Origin of the sequence: Pseudoalteromonas sp. SWXJ133 (assembly GCF_015864365.1) — a bacterium.
Taxonomy (GTDB): Bacteria; Pseudomonadota; Gammaproteobacteria; order Enterobacterales; family Alteromonadaceae; genus Pseudoalteromonas; species Pseudoalteromonas arctica.
The window spans coordinates 54,189-70,658 of sequence record NZ_JADYXJ010000016.1 but is presented as its reverse complement, the minus strand read 5'-3'; the positions used below and the strand labels follow the sequence as shown (position 1 = coordinate 70,658).

The window sequence follows — 16,470 nt, the reverse complement described above, 5'->3', positions numbered from 1 at the left end:
TTATCGTAATACAGTATCGTAATTTATATTTTATTTTTGTTTAGTAAGGTCGCACCATGACGCAACATCAACACACTGACGCTCTAGTTACAGGGCTAAACCAACAAAGCTTGGCTCAATTACCAAGCCATGTTGATACACCAACCTACGACCGTAGCGCAGTTAAAGCCGGTATTGTTCATATTGGCGTGGGCGGTTTTCATCGTGCTCATCAAGCGGTATATGTTAACGAGCTTTTAAAAACCCCAGGCTCTGAACAATGGGGCATATGTGGTGTTGGCCTTTTAGAGGGTAATCGTGGTCTGCGTGATATTTTAAAGCAGCAAGATTACCTTTATACGCTTACTGTTAGACACCCAGACGGTAAAATAGATAACAAAGTAATTGGCTCAATGATCGACTTTTTGTTTGCTCCAGAGGACAAACAAGCGGTAATTAATAAGTTAGCGCACAGCGATACTAAAATTGTGTCGCTTACTATTACCGAAGGCGGCTACAACTTTAACCCTGCAACGGGCGAGTTTGATTACAGCAATCCAGATATTATTAACGACATTAATAACCCGAACGACCCAATTACAGCGTTTGGTTACATTACTGCTGCGTTAAAACTGCGTAAAGAGCAAGGCCAAGGCGCATTTACAGTGCAGTCGTGCGATAACATTCAGCACAACGGTAACGTAACACGCAAAATGCTTTTAGCCTTTGCTACAGAGCAAGACAAAGACCTAAGTGAGTGGATTGAGCAAAACGTATCGTTTCCAAATGCGATGGTTGACCGTATTACACCGGTATCTAAAAAGAGTGATATTGATTACGTGGTTGATGCATATGGTGTTAGCGACGAGTGGCCAATTACCTGTGAGTCGTTTACACAATGGGTAATAGAGGACACATTTAGTGACTCTCGTCCAAATTGGGATGTTGTTGGTGCTCAGTTTGTTACTGATGTAACGCCTTATGAAACCATGAAAATACGTTTACTTAATGCAGGGCATTCTGTACTTGGTTTATTAGGTTCAATCCATGGCTATGGCACTATTGATGAAACGGTATCGGATGAATTATTTGCCACATACCTACGTGCTTTTATGGATAAAGAAGTAACCCCAAATCTTGAACCACTTGAAGGCATTGACCTTGAAAGCTACAAAGATACGTTAATAGAGCGTTTTGCTAATCCTAATATTAAAGACAGCCTAGCGCGTATCTGTAGTGAAAGCTCAGCTAAACTGCCTAAGTTTTTAATTGCCACAATTAACGAAAACCTAGTACAAGGTCGCGATGTGTCACTGGCAACGCTTGTTATTGCAACTTGGTGTTTATACAGCGATAAAGGTTTAAGTGAAAACGGCGAAAAGCTTGAAATTCAAGATGCGATGCACAAAGAGCTTAATTCTTACGCGCAAGAGACTCAAACTAGCCCGTCTGCATTTTTAAAGTTAACGAGCTTGTTTGGTAAGCTTGAGCATAACGAAACGTTTACTGCTGAATATAAAAAGTCGATTGCTGCGTTGTATGCACCTAATAGTAAAATTAAAGCCATTATGCAGGCTGTACTTGATCAAAAGAGTAACTAATTATGAGCATTTTAATTAATCATAAATCAGGCGAAAACGTAAGTGTTAGCTGCTTTGGCGAAGTGCTGTGGGATTGTTTTGATTCAGGTAAACGCTTAGGTGGCGCGCCACTTAATATGTGTGTGCGTATTAACTCACTAGGCATTAAAGCCGATATGATCAGCGCTGTTGGTAACGACGAGTTAGGCGCTGAGTTACTTGGCGAAATTACTAGCAAAGGCGTAAGCTGCGAATACATTGCTATTAATAGTGACAAAAAAACTAGCACGGTTGAGGTAACACTCGACAGTGGTGGCTCAGCAAGTTATGAAATAGTGGCAGACACTGCGTGGGATAATATAGCGCTTACTGATGAGTTACTTAGTAAAGTTAAAAGTAGCGATGTATTTGTATTTGGCAGCCTAATTGGGCGAAGCGAAGCGTCTTTAGCAACATTAAATCAACTAGTTGATGTAGCAAACTTTAAAGTATTTGACGTAAATCTACGTGCACCGCATTACAAGCTAGAAACACTTGTAGATTTAATGAATAAAGCAGACTTTATTAAGTTAAACGATGAAGAGCTATACGAAATAGCAAAAGCGATGGGTTGTAAGTTTCATTCGCTTGAACAAAATTTAGCGTTTATAGCACAGCAAACAAATACCGATTACTTATGTGTAACTAAAGGCAGCCACGGTGCTTTATTAACAATCAAAGGCGAAAATTTTTATAATTCAGGTTATTTAATTAGCGTAATTGACACTGTTGGCGCAGGGGATTCGTTTTTAGGTTCGTTAATTTATCAGCTTTGTAGCAACGACGACGCGCAATATGCCGTTGACTTTGCATGTGCAGTTGGAGCAATGGTCGCCGAAAGTTCTGGCGCAACACCTACTTTAACGCATCAACAAATTAGTGAGTTTATGAACCCACTTTAAAAAACATTGTGTGTGAAAGCGGTTATAACGTAAAAGTTTAACCGCTTTTTTTGTGCCCAAAATAAGACGTGTGTAATAAATATTCAATGTGGAGCGTTAAGTGTGCAGGTTGCGTAAATAGTGGCTTATATCGATTATTGTATTAGCTAAACGTCTTATTGTTTGAGGGTTGAAGCTTTGTTATTGTTCGTCGATTATTCACGGATTGAAAAGGCGGGGCGACACACAATGCGCTCTATAACTAAAATACAAAAAGAGAAACGTGCTTTATGATCATCTTTTTTATCTGCCTCACTATTTTAATACTGGGCTATAAGTTTTACAGCCCATTTGTTGAAAAACAAGCCGGTTTGGATTCAACTGCTGACACACCACAAAAACGCTTTAGCGAAGGTGTTGATTACGTAGCTATTCACCCTGTACGAGCATTTTTAATTCAGTTTTTAAACATTGCTGGCGTAGGTCCAATATTTGGCCCAATTTTAGGTGCTTTATACGGACCAGTTGCACTAGTATGGATTGTACTTGGTAATGTTTTAGGTGGCGCTGTACACGACTTCTTCTCAGGTGTAATGAGTATAAAAGAAGACGGTAAAAGCCTACCAGAAATCGCAGGCCATTATTACAACGTCGTATTTAAAGGCTTTATGCTTGTATTTACTGCCATGCTACTGTTTTTTGTAGGTGTAGTATTTATTATGAGCCCTGCAGGTTTGCTAAGTAACCTTGATTTCTTTGAAGGTACAATACTGGCAAATAATACCTTTTGGGTACTCGCTATTTTAGCGTATTACTTTTTAGCGACCTTGCTACCAATTGATAAAATCATTACTAAGTTTTACCCAATTTTTGGTGCGCTAATGATTGTAATGACAGTGGCAATTGCTATTTCATTACTTATTAATGCGCCGCACTTACCTGTACCAAGTGACTTTTTAGCTTACTTTGAAGCTGATCACGCTCATGACTTTTTAGAGCCAAATCCAGATGGACTACCAACATGGCCATTGTTATTTATAACAATTACCTGTGGTGCTATTAGTGGTTTTCACTCTACTCAAGCGCCAATTATTGCGCGCTGTTTAACTAACGAAAAATACGTACGTCCAGTTTACTACGGCGCAATGATGTGTGAAGGTATTGTAGGTTGTGTATGGGCACTTGCTGGTATTGCAGCGTTCCCAGATGGTTACGCGGGCTTAAAAGCGTTGCTTGACCAAGGTGGTCCAGGTTTAGTTGTAAACCATGTAGCTAACAGTTACTTAGGTGTATTTGGCGGTATAATGGCAATTATTGCAGTAGCCGTTTTCCCAATTACTTCTGGTGATACAGCGTTCCGCTCATTACGTTTAACAGTTGTTGATGCGTTTAATATTCCGCAAAGTTTACGTAATCGCTTATTAGTGGCTGTACCTATACTTACTATTGCTTACTTTATGACGAAACTCGATTTTTCATTAATTTGGCGCTACTTTGCATTTTCAAACATGCTGCTTTCTACAAGCGTATTATGGCTTGCCACTAAGTACTTGTTTGACCGTGGTACATTCCATTGGATTGCGAGTGTTCCTGCTGTTATAGCAACTGCGGTAACGGTTTCTTATATTGGTACTGCCGCAATTGGTCTTAACTTATCAAGTGATTTAGGTAAACCTATTGGTGCTGTAGTAACAGTGATTGGCTTAATTGTTTTAGCTATTGTGCACTCTAAGCATAAAGTTAAACCAACAGCGGTTTAATAATCACATAAGTTATTTCAAGCATTAAAAAAGCGAGCTATTCATTATGAATAGCTCGCTTTTTTTGTGTACTAAATTTAGGTATTACTGAGTTGCAAGTTCAAAGTAACTGTTATCGTCGAGCGTTTTGCTTATCATCATAGCGCCCTCAAGCAGGCTCACTGTTTGAATAGCTGCTTTAGTAGGGTTGAGGTCACCATTAGCTAAGTGCGCAGCGCTAAGCCATGTTAAATTTTGATTAAAAAAGCGTTTTACTTCAAGGCGTACTTTATCTGGAAGGCTATCGCTTTCGGCTCCTAGCAAACCACATAAACACATTTTACGATCGGTTACTAATGCACTTCTAAAAAGCTGAGTGTACACATCAATAGGATTTTTACCGCTTGCTTTAAGCTCGCTTGGCTCGCCTAACGCAGCTAAAAAAGAATTAGTATATTGATGAGCAAGCTCAGCACCTAAATCGGCCTTAGTCGGAAAGTGATAGTGCACACTGGCGCTCTTAATTCCAACTTCGCTGGCGAGCTCTCTAAAACTAAAATTACTGTATCCGCCAAGGCGCACCTTGTTTTCAGCTGCTTTTAATAAAGCTTCTTTTTTACTCACTTTTAATATTTCCTATCTGCAGTAATACCAATTTTATTAAACATGATCATTGTATCGCATTAAACAACTCACTAACTGTGTTAAAAATTATTCATATAGAATAACTATATGTCATAATTTTCGCCTTGTTATTGCGCTATTTTCTTAGCGTAATAATAGATCACTTATTTAATGCAATTGGTATAGCAAAATTATCGACCAGTAGGTAGTTATTTACAAGCGTTTTTATTTTTAAGCAACCCCCTAATTTTATTATGAATTAAGTTAAATCCTATAAATCAGAAAAATTTAAACGTTGACTTAAATTTAGTTTAATACTATAAATTACCTATCGGTAGGTAGGTTTCTGCCATTAATTCACTTTTAAACAATAAAGATAGAGATTGCTATGAAAATTTATGATGTAGAAAACTTTCCAAACCCACTTCGTGTTCGTATCGCTTTAGCTGAAAAAAATGCCACTTCAAATGTTGAGTTTGTACCTGTTGATTTATTAAATGGTGAGCACAGAACAGAAGCCTTCTTAGCTAAAAACCCATTAGCAGGTGTGCCCGTATTAGAGCTAGATGACGGCACATTTATATCAGAAAGTACCGCTATTACTGAGTATATTGATACCGCATTTGAAGGCCCATCTTTAATGGGTGAAACTGCAAAAGAGCGTGCAGTAATTAACATGATGCAAAAACGCGCAGAATCTATGGTGCTTGACGCTGTGGCAACTTACTTTCATCATGCAACTGATGGCTTAGGTCCAGAGCTTGAAACGTATCAAAATGTGGCTTGGGGTGAAAAACAAGGCGAAAAAGCACGCCAAGGGTTTAGCTATTTTAATGATGTACTAGCGCAATCGGCATTTGTTGCTGGTGAACAATTTAGTATTGCTGATATAACATTGTATGCTGGACTGGTATTTGCTGGATTTGCACAAATAGCAATCCCGAATGAGTTAACCCATTTAGTTGCATGGCAAGAAAAAGTAGCAAAACGCCCAAGTGTTGCGGCTTAATTAGGTTGTTAGTTTAAAATTTAAGTGGAGTTACGGTTAGGAGCTAAGTATGAAAATTGCTGCCGATTTTAGTAAACGAGTTGTTGTACATAGCGAAACGCTCCCGTGGGTTGCATCGCCAATGGCTGGAGTAGATAGACGAGCGCTTGATAGAGTAGGCGACGAAGTTGCTCGCGCAACGACTATTGTTCGTTATGCACCAGGCAGTGAATTTTCGCCGCATGTTCATACAGGCGGTGAAGAGTTTGTTGTGCTTGAAGGGGTATTTCAAGATGAACATGGTGACTTTATGGCAGGTTCTTATATCCGTAACCCACCGCAATCAAAGCACAAACCGGGGTCTGAAAATGGCTGCGTTATATTTGTAAAGTTATGGCAGTTTCAGCCAGATGATCGAACCCACGTGCGTTTACAAACGGACTTGATGCAAAGTACGGCGCACCCTAGTTTTAAAAATGTAGCCGTAACCCCTTTATACAAAGACGACTTTGAAGACGTAAGCTTGTTGCACTTTAAGCCCAACGCCTGCATGGTTATAAGCGCAAAAGGTGGAGCAGAGCTGCTAGTACTTGAAGGCTCATTTGATGAGCAAGCCGATACCTTTGTAAAAAACAGTTGGTTAAGAGTGCCTATTAACAGCTCTGTTAACGTTAAAGCGGGAAGTCATGGTGCAAAAGTATGGCTTAAAACGGGCCATTTAACTGATGTAGAAAACCAGATATCTCGCGTACAAAATGCGTAATTGAGTCGTTTATTTGAGACTATTTAATGATCTAGCTCAGGACTATTTATTGATTTAGTTCAGGACTAATTAATTTTAGAAGGTGTACTTTTACCACTCAGCCTATTTAAGGAGAGCAGTAATGGTACACACAACACATGGTTTATCGATTGGTCTTGAACGTGCAGGAAGAGAGTTTTTTTTAAAACTTAAAGCCGTTGGTACGCTTACTCACGACGACTACAAAATAATTACCCCAATGATAAACTCAGCTCTTGGCGAAGTTAAGCACCCAGTCGTGAACGCCTTAATAGATGGTAGCGAACTTGAAGGCTGGGAACTACGCGCAGCGTGGGATGACTTAAAGTTAGGTGTTAAACACTCTAAAGAATTTAAAAAAGTAGCTATTTACGGTAATAAAGAGTGGCAAGCTCGAATGGCAAAAATAGGTAACTGGTTTATCTCGGGTGAGGTTCAATACTTTGAAAATGCTACCGCAGCCATAGATTGGCTAGATGAATAGCTTGATTGAAAAAATTAAATTAAAGCACTCTTATAGAGTGCTTTTTTGCTCTATGGGTAACATTGTTAGGTAGTTACATTCGGTTTATTTCAATTGTTAACACTGCTCTATTAAAATACACTAATTATTATTGAGCAAACTACACATTATAAAAACAATGAAACACGTACTTACCTTTCTTACATTCCTGATATTTTCTACATCGATACATGCAAAAGACTGCACCATATTTACGCCCGTGAGCGATTTATTTTTAGCTGTATCTAACTTTGAACACGCAAAAATGCGCGCGGCTGTCGATGATTCATTCCTGCTTTTAGAGCACGGAGAAGTATGGACTATTGATGACTTTGTAAATGTTGTTAAGCCCGCTGATTACATACGAACGAATTATTTTAGTGTTATAAATTCGCGTGTAGAAGGAGACGTCGCTTTCATTAATTACTGGAATAAAGCCAATATTAAAAACACCGAAAGAAGTATTGATATTTATTGGTTAGAAAGCGTTGTTGTATCAAAAGTGGGCGATAAATGGCTGTTATCGCAAATGCACTCTACTCGGTTACCTCAAGATGAAATACCTAAAGGTGTCACCTTTATAAAGCAACAGATATAACTCTGATTTAAAGCCCCGTAATATAGGGCTTTAATCATTTAAATTACATCAGCCAGTACAGGCAATGCCGGAAATGCCCCTTTTGCTAAACACGCTTTAGAGCCACATTTAAGAGCAAAGTGCAGGGCGTCTTTTACGCTCGCTTTATCATTTAGTTTATCTGCTAGTGGTAAATCACTTCCCAAGTTATTTAAGTAGTATAAAACCCCCGCTATAAATGCATCCCCTGCGCTTGTTGTATCTAAGGCGTTTATTTTTGGTGCCGATTCGTTAAGTGTAAATGCGCTGTGGTAAACCTTGGCAGGCTCTGGCCCATCGGTTAAAAACACCAGTTTTACTCCGGTATTTAATAGCGTTTGAATGTAATCATCGCTCGTTGTATCGCTATGTTGAGCTAAAAAATTAAGCTCATCACGCGAGAGTTTTACTATGTCACAATAGGTGTAACAAGCTTTTACATTGCTTGCTATATCGCTTGTGTTTTCCCACAAGCTGTAGCGTAAATTTACATCAAAACTGACGAGTTTATTATTCGCTTTTGCAAGTTCTAGCGCTTTAACTGTTGTGCTGGCAATTGCTGATTCAGTTAATGTGTTTGAACAAAAGTGTAGTGTGCTTATTTCTTGCCAATTTATATGCGCTAAATGCGCCTGGGTTAATAGTACATCGGCTGTGTTATGGCGATAAAAGCCAAAACTACGCTCGCCGGTTTCATCAAGGCTTACTATAACCATAGCGGTTTGTGAGCCTGCAATGGTAAATAAATAGTCTGTATTTACATTGTATTGCGCTAATGCATTACTTAATTGATTGGCAAAATGATCGTCCCCTCTACCACCACAAAATGAAGCTTCACCTCCGAGTTTTGCATAGCCAACAGCTACATTGGCAGGTGCGCCACCTGGTATAGGTAAATAGGCAGAGTTATTAGCATCTTGTGGCAGCATATCAATTAATAGCTCGCCTAAGCACAGAAGTTTGATCATTTGGAATATCCTAAAAAGCCTAGCAAGGCTAGGCTAAAAAACGTGAAGGGTGTTAATTATTCATACTTTAAAAGGCGCTACAGTGATTACTCACCGCAGCGCAATATACACATTTAGTTAAAAGCGTATTTTAAAGTTACCGACGTTGTGCGGCCGTTAATAGCACGGGCACGAATAATGTTATTTTCAGGTATTGAGCCTTCTTCGGCTTCTGTAATACCTACTGTGTCAAATAGGTTGTTCACATTAAGCGCAATATTAAGGTTTTCAGATAAATCATAGCTTACAAAGCCATTTACCTGTGTGTAGCCGTCAAATTGCAAGTCGTTATTATCTTGAGCGTACGCATCGGTAGTACCAATGAAACTTACCCCTGCAGCGCCTTTTTCATAGTTGTAACGTGCCATTAATGAGTAAATTAAATCGGCTTGACGACGTGGCGTATTACCTACAACATCTGGGTTAAGCGCATCTTTTGCTATTTCTGCATCGGTCCAGGTTAAATTACCGCGAAAATCCCATGCATCAATAAAGTAAGTAGATTCTATTTCAATCCCTTTTGCTTCGTATTCACGGTCAAAAAATGTTTGTGATGTTGCTTCAAAGTTTTGCTCTTCAGTTTCGGCAAAAAACGCAGTAGCAAATACTGATAACGAATCAAAGCGCTTCTTAACACCAAACTCAAACTGGTTTACTTCATCAACAGCGTCTTCTTTTGCAACAGAGCCGTCGGCGCGTACTTTTCCAAATAAAAGACGGTCAGCATTTGCACGACCACCTTTACTAATACGTGCAAACGTAGCAAGACTTGGGTCAATTTGGTAATTAGCACCAATTGAATAAGAAGAATAGTTCCAGTCGTAATTTACTGGACTTGCGTTTGCAGTATCAATACCTGCAACGTTTTGCTCAGGGATTGATATTTCACCGTCGCGGTTCATATCTACTGTTGAAGTCACTGCACCTGCGTATGTTCCGCGAGCTTCACCACTATCATAGCGAGCACTTGCATCAATGCTTACGTCGCCTAATTTAGTAGAAAATGCAACGTATGGTGCACGAGTATCGTATTCTGTATCGTAATCACGTTGGCAACAGTTACCAAATGCACTGTAAGCGTATAAACCGTTTTCAGATAACTCAGTGCCATCGGCACCTGTTACATTTAGTAATGCAGCATTGTCACCCTTGAGCTCCATTACGTAAGAGTTCCATAACCACGACATCGCAATGTTTTGCGTAGATGCATAGTAACCAAATGTAAGGCTGGTATCATCATCGAACGATTTAGTTAATTTAAAGTCATTAACTATAGAGCCAAAGTCATTCATTGTGACATCAAATGTCACCATCTTCATTGCTAAACCATCGTTAAACGCTTCACCGGTGTTCGCGTTGCTCAAGGTTGCACCCACGCCACCAATGCTTTCTGCAATTGATGTTGCACTACCTACTTGTTCTGTGAAAGGTGAATTAAAGTTGCCGCTTATTGATGATTTACGAAAGCGGTTTTCGATACGCCAATCGTTATCTAAATCAAATACAGCTTCAAAACCAACAGAATCAACCTTTGGATTCATACCATCGCGGATATCGCCGCTACTGATTTGGTTTTCACCATTTAAGCGTGCTGTTTTAGTAAATAACGCTGAGTGAGGTGTGTCTGATTGCGCATCAAAGCCAGCAATAGAGTCACCATTTGAGTACATTGGCATAGGAAGGTAGCCAACACTCTTATCATCTAAGTGTTTGTAATAAAAGCGAACGTAACCGTTGTCGAAATCTTTTGTAAGGTTAGCTTTTATTTGGCCACCTTTATTAGACGTGTAACCTGTTTCGCGCGGGCCTTCGCCTTGTCGAACAAAGCCACCAACATGAAAACGCACGCTATCGGTTAAGTAAGTGCCGTATTCAAAGTCTGTACGAACGTTGTCGTAATCTAAGCCAAGTGTTGTAGATACACTGCCAGATTCGTTTTCGCCATTTTTAGAGATAAAGTTAATAATGCCACCAGGTGCATTACTTGCTGCAGTAGATGCTGAGCCACCACGAATCGATTCGATAGTTTGTACAGTGTTATCTAATCGCATAAAAATATCTGAATTACCAAAAGCGATATCACCGTATTGCATTACAGGTAACCCATCTTCTTGTAATTGTAAAAATTTTGCACCGCCTGAAGCAACAGGCAGGCCACGAACAGCAATATTTGCATTGCCTTCGCCACCTGTCGATTCTGCACGAATACCAGGGATGATTCTAAAAGCCTCGGCTGTTGAGCGAGGAGTAGACACTTGAACTTGTTCAAGTGATACGCTACTAACTGATACGCTTGAAGCCATGATTGTTGTTCGACGTGGTACGCCGGTTACAACAATTGTTTCAAGACCTTTGTTTTGAGATGCTTCAGGTGTTGCTTGATCTGTTTCTTGTGCGTTAACGCCTTGACTTACGGCAAGTGCTAAAGCGCTGATTAAATATAAAGGTGTATTGTGTGTTGTCATGTGAACGCCTCGTTGTGTTGATCCCAGTAGGGTTTGTTATTTTTACTTAATCGATTAAGTAAAAATAACAAATATTTTACAATAAGCAAATCATTTTGTGTTTAATTTGCTCTTTTATTATTCATATATTGATTTTAAAAGTGTTTTTTTATTGTATTGAGATACAAGTTTATTAAGCTGTTGGATTATTTTCTTGTAAAGCACTCATTGATGGGTCGCGTAAATAATTGAACAACATAGCTACAAATAAAATCACGGCAAACCCTGTTGCTAAGTAAAAGCCATAGCGCACATGGCCAAAGTAATCGCTGATCATACCCATAAATAAAGGAGCTAAAGCAGCTGATAATGCGGTGAAAAATAATATAACGCCGGCTACGGCTCCATGGCGCTCAGCAGGAAAACACGATATACCTTTAGAGTTTAAAGTTGGATAAACCATAGACATAAATAAACCTGAAAGAGGTAATAATCCTACAGCCCAATCAACACCACCAATAAGTGTACCCACATAACAAAGCGCAATACCTAAGCTTAAATAAGCCATAACACCTTGCCAGCTATAACGGTTTAGTAACCATACGGCAATAAAACGACCTGCAGCACGTAGTATAAAAAATATAGTAAGTGCATAAGTGGCAAGGAGCGGCCAAGAGCCTGTGTAGTCCTTTAATAGCGTTGGCATCCATACATAAATAGCCACTTCAGTCGCTACATATAGTGCAATGGCTAAAGAAAAGCCAAGTGCATAAGGGTTTTTTACCATTTTTAGGGTGGTGGCCAAAGAGGCTGGCTTTTCAGTTGTTTTTACTACGTCAGGGTAGTCTGCGCGCCATGCTAACAAAGCAAGAATTAAACACATCACGCCCGCAGTAATATACAGGTATGTCCAACTAACGTTTTGCACTAATAAAACACCAACTAGGGCAGGGCCTACAATAGCGCCAATGCCAAAAAAGCCCTCAACCTTGTTCATGGTTTTAGTATGGTCGTCGTTACTATGTGAAATATCGCCAAGCAATGCCAAAGCGCCGGTTTTAAATAAACCAATGGCCAAGCCTATGCAGCAAAGCAATACTAAAAAGAAAGTAAAGCTGGTGCTAAATGCAAATAAAAAACAACTAGCAGAAAATATTAATAGACCCAGCATAATGGTTTTTTTACGGCCAAGGCTGTCAGCTAAAAAGCCTAAAAATAAGCCACTAAAGGCTATTAATGCCATGGGAGCGTAATGAAATGCACTAGCTTGAGTCATGCTCAAACCGAAATCTTTTATAAGTTCGGGGATTATCATGCCGACTGCGTCAGAGGTCATGGCAAACATAAAAAACATCATGTATGTAAGCCAGCGTATTTGTTGCAGTGGGTCGCTGCTTACGTGTGTGTGTGATTTTGTCATGTGTTTATTCCTCGTTAAATTCTCTATTAACACTTCGTAAGTCAGTCAGTTGCTTACTGTAGTATTACGTGAGCCACGAAATTTGTATGTAAAATTATTAAAAATTACTTGTAAATTCTTACTCGCTAGTTAAAGATATATCTTAATCGATTAAGTTTCAACATGGTAATCACACAATGATGAAGAATAAAGTTCAATTGATCACATATGCTGATCGAATCACTGGCCAAAATATAGGCGCGCTAACCACACTTTTAAACGGCCCTTTAAAAGGCGTATTTGGTGGTGTGCACTTATTGCCATTTTACAATCCTATTGATGGCAGCGATGCTGGCTTTGACCCTATTGATCATAGTGAAGTTGATTCTAGAATAGGCACTTGGGAAGACATACAGGTATTAGGTAAAGATCTCGACTTAATGGCAGACCTAATTGTTAACCATGTATCGGCGCAGTCTTTTCAGTTTCAAGATGTATTAGCTAAAGGTAAGCAATCAGAATTTTGGGATTTGTTTTTAACCAAAGAAGATGTATTTCCAAATGGTATGAGCGAAGCTGAGCAAAAAGCAATTTACCGCCCACGTCCAGGTAGTTGCTTTACCTCAATGAAATGTGGTGATGGTAAAACGTATGATTTTTGGACCACTTTTACCGACAATCAAATCGATATAAACGTAAAAGTAGAAGCCGGTGTTGCGTATTTAAATAACGTACTAACTAAATTTTCGGCTAACAATGTAAATATTATTCGTTTAGATGCGGCGGGTTACGCCATTAAGCAAGCGGGCACTAACTGCTTTATGCTTGATGAAACGTTTGGCTACCTAGATAACTTATCTAAGCAAGCAAACGATTTAGGCATGGAAACCATTGCAGAAATACATAGCCATTATCAAACTCAGGTAGAAGTGGCAAAACGTGTAAATATGGTTTACGACTTTGCGTTACCACCACTTATTTTACACAGCTTATTTAATAACGATGTAGATGCACTGCTCAAATGGTTACAAATTTCGCCACGCAATTGCTTAACTGTACTTGATACACACGACGGTATTGGCATTATTGACGCAGGTCCAATGGGCGACAAGCCAGGGCTATTAAATGCACAGCAGATTGATAACCTAGTAGAAACAATGCACGCCAACAGTAACAACCAAAGCCGCCAAGCTACGGGCGCTGCGGCTAGTAATGTCGACTTATATCAAGTTAACTGTACGTACTACAACGCATTAGGCGCTAAAGACTTTGATTACTTACTGTCGCGTGCAATTCAATTTTTTGCACCAGGTGTACCACAAGTTTATTACGGCGGCTTATTTGCCTGTGAAAATGATATGGAGCTATTAGCTAATACAAATGTTGGCCGTGATATTAACCGCCCATATCTAGATGCAAATATAATCGACAAAGCCTTAAATAAGCCTGTAGTAAAAGGTTTAATTGAATTAATTAAAATTCGCAATTCACACCCTGCATTTGCAGGTGAATTTAGTGCGCAAGGTGAAGGCAGTATGTGTTGTTTATCGTGGCAACTAGGTGAGCAAACTATTTCACTTACTGTTGATTTTAAATTACGCCATGCACTGATTACGCAGGTAAACGGTGATGAAGAAACAACGATTAACTTAAATTCATTTTTAGCTTAATCCTATAAAAGTAATTTACAAACGCCATGTAAAGCAAAAGCCAAGCTACTTAAGCTTGGCTTTTTAACACATAAAACAATTACAAGGCTTGTAAGCTAACTACTGGCACCAATCTCTAATTCGTAACTGACTTCCTGAGTTTTTTCTTTTTTAGAAATAAATAATTCAGCGGCTATAACGCCTTTTTCTTGGCTGTTTTGATGAATGGTGGTGAGGCGAGGTACAAACCGGGCTGCTTCATCTATTCCATCAAAGCCTACAATACGCAGTTCTTCACCTACTTTTATGTCTTGTTTTATTGCTTCTCGCATTGTGGCAAGGGCAATTAAATCACTCATACAAATAATAACGTTAGGACGCGGTGATGCACTAAGTACTTCTTTTGCAGCAATATTGGCAAAACGTTCGCTACTTTCAGGAATGTTCCAAATACGATCGTCAGCTACCGTAATATTTGCCTCGCTTAAAGCACGTTGATAACCACGTAAACGTTGATGCGAAATAGATTGTCCGGTTTCAAATTCGTGATGCTCATACACCCGGCATAATACGTTTTCATCAAGTAATCTAAGCCCTAATATAGCCACTTTATCGTTTTGATTATGCAGTACGTGTTTAGCTATTTCGTAACTTGCTTGCTCGTTATTAATATTTACAGAGGCATTGCGAGCAATATCAAAATCAATTGTCACTACATGTTTAGACACTGTTTTTAACTGCTCAACTAACGCGTTATTACGAGGGCGGCCATAACAAATAAAGCCATCTACAAAGTCGACCACGTTGTTAAGGTTATCGCTATTACCTGAAAACAATAAAACATTAATGCCATTTTTTTCAAGCACTGAGGTAACACCGCGCATAAAGCTACTAGCAACGGGGTCAGACACCATATACTCCACACTATCGGGCAGCACTAAAGCAACAATATTAAATGTGCCATTACGCAATGATTGCGCGGCCTTATTAGGCCCGTAATAGCCCAAAGTTTTACACGCTGCGAGAATATCGTCTCGGCGTTTAGCCGATAGCTGATCAGGGCGATTAAACGCATTAGATACTGTCGCGTTAGACACACCTAACTCTTTAGCAATACTTTTAAGGGTCCAGCGGGTTTGCTTACTCATACCAATTCTTTACTCAATACTCATGTTAATAAACTAACATATTCAGGGCGTTAGCAAAGTAAAAAAATAAGATTTTAGGGCTAATGTCGGCACTCTTTAGGCGCAATGCCAAAGGTTTGTTTAAATAGGCGACTAAAGTGGCTCGCGCTATTAAATCCAACATCAAAGCAAACTTTACTAATTGCATGGCCTTGTAGTAATTGAGTACGCGCTTTTTTTAGTCTTAACTGTTGCTGCCAAAGAGCTGGGGTAGTGCCAAATGCAAGTTTAAACTGCTGATAAAACTTGCTGCGGCTCATACAGGATATTTTGCATAAGGTATTTATGTCGAGCGTTTCATTTAAATGTTCTTCAATATAAAGCAGGGCATCGCTGACTTTTGTTTTAAGGCGAGGCTTATCGCAGCTAGCCAGCAATAGCTCGCGGCTTTGTTGTTGTAATAAACGGGTGATCAATTCGTTTAACGACAAGTCGATCAAGTAATGTCGCTGTGCGCCTTGCTCACTAAATAAATGTACCATGCGCTCTAATAATTGCTGCGTTTGCATATTATGTTGGGTATGCACTAACTGCGGTACATATTCAAACAAGCCATCGTGGGCAAAATTTTGCTGCATGTTTAGTGCATTCGCCACGCTAGTTATTTTGTCGGTGCTAATTTCAATAGCTAAACAAGTAGTTGGAGTGCTCATTGATGCCTGTGGAAAATCAATTAATACGCCTTGCTCTGGCGCTAATACAAACGACTCGTGTGGTAAAAATGCTTTATGGTATTGGCTGCTTTCTACGTGCATTACCTTTTTGCCGCTAAGCATGGCGCAAAACAGTAACTCGTTTGAATGCAGTGCCACCTTTTGCGCGCTTTGATACGTGTCGTAAATACTCAGCTCACTGCTATCTGCGGCAAACGAGACTTTGTTTTCAATTAAAACATCAAGTTGTTGGCGTTTTTTGTTTAACTGAGATGTGTGCATATCAATCCTTTAGGTTTTTATTAGTTTGGACTCACAGACAACTTTTGTGGACAGCTAATCAAGTTTTTAGGTACTTGTTAGTTTAATGTCGATTAAATATAAAGCATTTTGTTTTATATA

Annotated in this window: 14 protein-coding genes; 8 read left to right on the top strand and 6 right to left on the bottom strand. The window is 39.4% G+C overall.

Annotation, left to right across the window (positions count from 1 at the left end):
• The first annotated feature begins 56 nt into the window (after window positions 1-56).
• The 3 genes from I6F40_RS12815 (at window position 57) to I6F40_RS12805 (ending at window position 4,239) form a co-directional block, all read left to right on the top strand.
• Window positions 57-1,580, top strand: coding sequence for a mannitol dehydrogenase family protein (locus I6F40_RS12815; protein ID WP_197193029.1), 1,524 nt, complete (start codon window positions 57-59; stop codon window positions 1,578-1,580).
• 2 nt (window positions 1,581-1,582) lie between these two features.
• Window positions 1,583-2,500, top strand: coding sequence for a carbohydrate kinase family protein (locus I6F40_RS12810; protein ID WP_007584308.1), 918 nt, complete (start codon window positions 1,583-1,585; stop codon window positions 2,498-2,500).
• 269 nt (window positions 2,501-2,769) lie between these two features.
• A complete protein-coding gene (locus tag I6F40_RS12805) occupies window positions 2,770-4,239 on the top strand; it encodes a carbon starvation CstA family protein (RefSeq protein ID WP_010553606.1) in 1,470 nt (489 codons plus the stop codon).
• An 84-nt stretch (window positions 4,240-4,323) separates the two neighbouring features.
• Here the strand turns inward: I6F40_RS12805 and I6F40_RS12800 are convergent, their stop codons facing one another.
• Window positions 4,324-4,842: a TetR/AcrR family transcriptional regulator gene (locus I6F40_RS12800; RefSeq protein WP_010553607.1), complete on the bottom strand. Its 519-nt coding sequence runs from the start codon at window positions 4,840-4,842 to the stop codon at window positions 4,324-4,326.
• A gap of 388 nt (window positions 4,843-5,230) precedes the next feature.
• Between I6F40_RS12800 and I6F40_RS12795 the strand changes: the two genes are divergently transcribed.
• From I6F40_RS12795 to I6F40_RS12780, 4 genes are all read left to right on the top strand, one after another.
• Complete coding sequence (locus I6F40_RS12795; RefSeq protein WP_121954410.1) at window positions 5,231-5,851, top strand: glutathione S-transferase family protein; 621 nt, start codon at window positions 5,231-5,233, stop codon at window positions 5,849-5,851.
• 49 nt (window positions 5,852-5,900) lie between these two features.
• Window positions 5,901-6,593, top strand: a complete 693-nt coding sequence (locus tag I6F40_RS12790) for a cupin domain-containing protein (protein WP_197193028.1) — start codon at window positions 5,901-5,903, stop codon at window positions 6,591-6,593.
• A 121-nt stretch (window positions 6,594-6,714) separates the two neighbouring features.
• Window positions 6,715-7,095 carry an STAS/SEC14 domain-containing protein gene (locus I6F40_RS12785; RefSeq protein WP_002960091.1) on the top strand — a complete coding sequence of 127 codons (381 nt, stop codon included), beginning with the start codon at window positions 6,715-6,717 and terminating at the stop codon, window positions 7,093-7,095.
• Window positions 7,096-7,252: 157 nt separating this feature from the next.
• A complete protein-coding gene (locus I6F40_RS12780; protein ID WP_197193027.1) occupies window positions 7,253-7,711 on the top strand; it encodes a nuclear transport factor 2 family protein in 459 nt (152 codons plus the stop codon).
• A 38-nt stretch (window positions 7,712-7,749) separates the two neighbouring features.
• On the opposite strand, the gene I6F40_RS12775 is transcribed toward I6F40_RS12780, so the two are convergent.
• From I6F40_RS12775 to I6F40_RS12765, 3 genes are all read right to left on the bottom strand, one after another.
• Window positions 7,750-8,697 (bottom strand): carbohydrate kinase family protein, encoded by a 948-nt coding sequence (locus tag I6F40_RS12775; protein ID WP_197193026.1) that lies wholly within the window; start codon window positions 8,695-8,697, stop codon window positions 7,750-7,752.
• A gap of 113 nt (window positions 8,698-8,810) precedes the next feature.
• The gene (locus tag I6F40_RS12770; protein ID WP_197193025.1) at window positions 8,811-11,201 is read right to left on the bottom strand and encodes a TonB-dependent siderophore receptor; all 2,391 of its coding nucleotides are present in this window, start codon (window positions 11,199-11,201) and stop codon (window positions 8,811-8,813) included.
• Between the two features lie 172 nt (window positions 11,202-11,373).
• On the bottom strand, window positions 11,374-12,600 hold the full coding sequence (locus tag I6F40_RS12765; protein ID WP_182711722.1) for an MFS transporter: 1,227 nt from the start codon (window positions 12,598-12,600) through the stop codon (window positions 11,374-11,376).
• A gap of 176 nt (window positions 12,601-12,776) precedes the next feature.
• Between I6F40_RS12765 and gtfA the strand changes: the two genes are divergently transcribed.
• Entirely contained in the window at window positions 12,777-14,249 is a 1,473-nt protein-coding gene (gene gtfA / locus I6F40_RS12760) for a sucrose phosphorylase (protein WP_197193024.1), read from the top strand.
• Window positions 14,250-14,344: 95 nt separating this feature from the next.
• Here the strand turns inward: gtfA and I6F40_RS12755 are convergent, their stop codons facing one another.
• A complete protein-coding gene (locus I6F40_RS12755; RefSeq protein ID WP_197193023.1) occupies window positions 14,345-15,376 on the bottom strand; it encodes a LacI family DNA-binding transcriptional regulator in 1,032 nt (343 codons plus the stop codon).
• A gap of 80 nt (window positions 15,377-15,456) precedes the next feature.
• Window positions 15,457-16,350 (bottom strand): AraC family transcriptional regulator, encoded by an 894-nt coding sequence (locus I6F40_RS12750; protein ID WP_197193022.1) that lies wholly within the window; start codon window positions 16,348-16,350, stop codon window positions 15,457-15,459.
• Window positions 16,351-16,470: the final 120 nt, after the last annotated feature.